Origin of the sequence: Planktotalea sp. (genome assembly GCF_039984035.1) — a bacterium.
In the GTDB taxonomy this organism is placed as follows: domain Bacteria; phylum Pseudomonadota; class Alphaproteobacteria; order Rhodobacterales; family Rhodobacteraceae; genus Planktotalea.
The window spans coordinates 1-3975 of record NZ_JBDWVM010000446.1 but is presented as its reverse complement, the minus strand read 5'-3'; the positions used below and the strand labels follow the sequence as shown (position 1 = coordinate 3975).

5 protein-coding genes are annotated in these 3975 nt (G+C 53.7%); all 5 read left to right on the top strand.

Annotation, left to right across the window (positions count from 1 at the left end):
- Positions 1–191 (top strand): GNAT family N-acetyltransferase (locus ABJQ89_RS19805; protein WP_348497879.1); only part of this gene is annotated, 191 nt, incomplete at its 5' end.
- A 47-nt stretch (positions 192–238) separates the two neighbouring features.
- A complete protein-coding gene (locus tag ABJQ89_RS19800; protein WP_348497878.1) occupies positions 239–652 on the top strand; it encodes an HIT family protein in 414 nt (137 codons plus the stop codon).
- Positions 653–745: 93 nt separating this feature from the next.
- Entirely contained in the window at positions 746–2419 is a 1674-nt protein-coding gene (locus ABJQ89_RS19795) for a BCCT family transporter (RefSeq protein ID WP_348497877.1), read from the top strand.
- Positions 2420–2505: 86 nt separating this feature from the next.
- On the top strand, positions 2506–3726 hold the full coding sequence (locus tag ABJQ89_RS19790) for an aminotransferase class V-fold PLP-dependent enzyme (RefSeq protein ID WP_348497876.1): 1221 nt from the start codon (positions 2506–2508) through the stop codon (positions 3724–3726).
- 57 nt (positions 3727–3783) lie between these two features.
- Positions 3784–3975, top strand: a 192-nt coding sequence (locus ABJQ89_RS19785) for a deoxyribodipyrimidine photo-lyase (protein WP_348497875.1), incomplete at its 3' end; no start/stop codon positions are given.

The following is a 3975-nucleotide window of genomic DNA, read 5'->3' as shown; positions in this document are numbered from 1 at the left end:
AGGGGGTCGGGCGCGCATTGATGGCGGCGGCCTGCGATTTCGCGGAGTTGAACAGATGCAGCACTGTCACCCTTGGCGTGATGGCGCAGAACACGGCGGCGCGGGGCTTTTATGAACGGCTTGGGTTTGATCTGCAGGCAGGCAATGGCGCGTTGAAACTGCGGCGCGAGCTGGGCTTGCAGAGCGCGTAAGCCAAAGCGTAAAGTCAGGTCAACAGATTAAGGAAATGAGGCCAAAGATGAGCTACGACAACGATAATATTTTCGCTAAAATTTTACGCGGCGAAATCCCCAGCTTCAAAGTCTATGAAGACGATGACACCTATTGTTTCATGGATATCATGCCGCGCAGTGATGGTCATTGCCTCGTCATTCCGAAGACCCCATGCCGCAATATTCTGGACGCGACGCCCGAACAGCTTGCTGCTTGCATGGCGACGGTGAACAAAGTGTCAAATGCCTGCATGAAAGCCTTTGATGCGGATGGCATTAGCCTGTTGCAATTCTCAGAGGCAGCCGGCGGTCAAGAAGTGTTCCATTTGCATTTTCACATCCACCCCCGCCATGAAGGCGTCGCGCTGCGAGCGCCGGGCAAGATGGGTGAGATGGATGCGATCAAGGCGCATGCAGAACGCATAGCAGGCGCGCTTTAGTGTCCGAAATACAGGCCAAAAGTTAAAAAATTAGGCGTTTCACGAAAGTGTGATACGCTGATCCCACATATACACAAAACAGGGATCGGCTTCATGAAACCTCCTTTGACTGACCTACCGATAAAAACCGCTGATAGTGGTTTTTACGGCGGATTTAGCGTGAATGTGACTGTGGTCTCCAAGATCATTATCAGCATCCTCGTTGTTTGGTGCATCTTTTGGCCGACGCAAGCAGGCAATGTGCTGGGCACGTGGAACGCCGCCATTTTGAACAACTTTGCGTCTTGGTATATTTGGGTTGTCGCCTTCTTTGTCATCGTCTGTCTCGGGCTTGCTCTTTGGCCAACAGCTGGGCGATTGAATTTGGGACAAGCGGGCGAAAAGCCTGAATTTAGCAACTTCTCTTGGTTCTCAATGATGTTTGGCGCCGGTATCGGTGTAGGCATGTTGACTTGGGCGGTCGCGGAACCAATCGCTCACTTTAAAAATAACCCCGCTGTCATCCAAGGCACAACAACTGCGCTTGACGCAAACAATGTGCGTGAAGCGTATGTTTGGTCGTTTCTTCACTGGGGCTTAGGTGCATGGGCTTGCTACGCGGTTGCGGGACTTGCGCTTGCGTTCTTTTCTTATCGTCGTGGGTTACCGTTGACTATTCGCTCAGCAATGACGCCGCTTTTTGGCAAAGCATTGTCTGGAACGCTGGGACACATCATTGATATTGTTGCTGTTGTGGCAACGATTTTGGGCGTTGCTCAAACGCTAGGATTTGGCGTGGAGCAATTTGTCGCTGGTCTGACGCGGATCGGTATCGGTGGTCTTGCTATGGAAGACGGTTCGGCGACCACAGTCGGTATCGTCGTTGCGTTACTTGTGATTATGGGCGCATCAACATTATCGGCGCTTTCAGGTGTCGGCAAAGGGATTAAGTGGCTTTCCAATATCAACATGGTTTTGTCGATTTTGTTGCTGGGCTTCTTCATTATCTTTGGCGCGACGTTCTTCGGTGCGACCGCGTTCTTTGTCGGGATTTGGGACTATCTTACATCACTGCCATGGCTGAGCTTTAACGTGTATCGATCTGATGGCGTCGACGGTTCTGAAGCCTTCAAACTGGCACAGTGGCAAGGTTGGTGGCCTGTGTTCTATTGGGCCTGGTGGATTGCCTTTGCGCCATTTGTTGGATTGTTCCTCGCACGGATTTCCCGCGGCCGGACCATTCGTGAATTCGTGCTTGGCGCGATGATCGTTCCGTCGCTGATGTGTTTTGTCTGGTTCGCATGGGCTGGCGGCACGGCCGTTGATCTGGAACTAAACGGCGCTGCAAATGGCGTTATCCTTGATGCGGCCAATGGCGACAAGATTTTCGCAATGACCGAATTTATGTTGTCACCGATCAGCCAAGCGTTGGCATGGGGCATGGCTGTTATGATTGTTGTCTTGTTGATGACATTCTTGGTCACCTCAGCTGACTCTGCTGTTTTGATTGTTAACACGATCAATGCGGCTGGTGATGAAGGTCCAAAAGCGCGTCCACATATCCTATTCTGGGGTGCGGCGCTGGCCTTGGTCGTTGGCGGATTGCTGATCTCTGGCGGGACTAGTGCCATCCAAACAGCAATGGTGATTGGTGCTTTACCGTTCTCATTCGTGATGGTGTTGATGTGCTTAGGGTTGATCAAAGCGATCTTTAATGACGGTCGTCGCGAGGCTTTGGGAGTGCCGACAACACATTCCGAAATAGGGGCGGCCACGCCTGCGGAATAACCCGCATTGAATGAACAATGAAACGCCTCGGTGCTTGCGCATCGGGGCGTTTTGCGTTTGTCTCGCCCTGTATTGGAGGGAAGCTGATGACACTTGATTTGAATTTTGTACGCGCTCAATTCCCAGCGTTTTCAGAAGCATCTTTGCAAGGGCAGGCTTTCTTTGAAAATGCGGGGGGTAGTTATACCTGCGGCGCGGTAATTGACCGGTTGACGCGCTATTACACGCAGCGAAAAGTCCAGCCCTACGCGCCCTATGACGCCTCGCGCCTTGCGGGCGAAGAAATGGATGAAGCACGCGCGCGCCTTGCCGCGATTATGGGCGTGGACACGGATGAAGTGTCCTTCGGCCCATCGACCACGCAAAACACCTATGTGCTGGCCCAAGCCTTCGCGAGTTTCATAGCAGAGGGCGAGGCGATCATCGTCACCAATCAGGACCATGAAGCGAACTCAGGCCCTTGGCGGCGTTTGGCCGAGCGCGGCATCGAAATTCGTGAATGGCAGATCGATCCTGAAACCGGCCATCTTGATCCTGCCGATCTGGAAGAATTGCTCGATGAAAATGTCCGCCTTGTCTGTTTTCCCCATTGCTCCAACGTCGTGGGTGAAATCAATCCTGTGACGGAAATCACCGCGATGGCTCATGCGGCAGGCGCCTTTGTCTGCGTCGACGGCGTGTCCTATGCGCCCCACGGCATTCCGGATGTGGGTGATTTGGGACCGGATATCTATCTGTTTTCCGCCTATAAAACATATGGCCCTCACCAAGGGATCATGGTCATGCGCCGCGGGCTTGGCATGGCCTTGCCGAACCAAGGGCACCATTTCAACAGCGGCACGCTTTATTATCGGTTTACGCCAGCGGGGCCGGACCATGCGCAAGTCGCAGCAAGCGCTGGCATGGCGGATTACATCGATGCATTGGCGGACCACCATGGGCTGACGGGCGATGCCGCAACGCGCGGCGCAGGCGTACACGATCTGATGCGCGCGCATGAAGTCGCCTTGCTGCAACCGCTCCTCGACTATGTGTCTGCCAAGAATTCTGTTCGCCTCATTGGGCCAAGCGATGCCACTTTACGCGCGCCAACCGTCGCCCTAGCGAGCGCCGCGAATGCAGGGCAATTGGCAGCAGATTTGGCGAAACATTGCATCATGGCAGGGGGCGGCGATTTCTACGCGCAGCGACCCTTGTCCGCGATGGGCGTTGATCTGGACAAAGGTGTGCTGCGGTTGAGCTTCACGCATTACACGTCCGAGGGCGAAATTGATCAGCTTTTGAATGCTTTAGACGATATTCTTTGATCTAAATGCGGCCCCCGTCCGTATTACAATAAATGAATGGACAAGAGGACCGTCGCGATGAGCGCTCAAAAACCAATCCTGCTCTGGTTCAGGCGTGATTTACGTCTGTCCGATCACGCGGCGCTAAGTGCAGCTTGCGCATCCGGCGCACCCGTTATTCCGGTGTTTATTAGGGATGATTTGGTCGATGACCTTGGCGCTGCGCCAAAGTGGCGCTTGGAGCAGGGGCTTGCAGCGTTCGATCAATCC

Bases quoted from the DNA above. Each gene is read 5' to 3' on its own strand.
- ABJQ89_RS19800 (WP_348497878.1), top strand. From the start codon at position 239: ATGAGCTACGACAACGATAATATTTTCGCTAAAATTTTACGCGGCGAA.
- ABJQ89_RS19795 (WP_348497877.1), top strand. From the start codon at position 746: ATGAAACCTCCTTTGACTGACCTACCGATAAAAACCGCTGATAGTGGT.
- ABJQ89_RS19790 (WP_348497876.1), top strand. From the start codon at position 2,506: ATGACACTTGATTTGAATTTTGTACGCGCTCAATTCCCAGCGTTTTCA.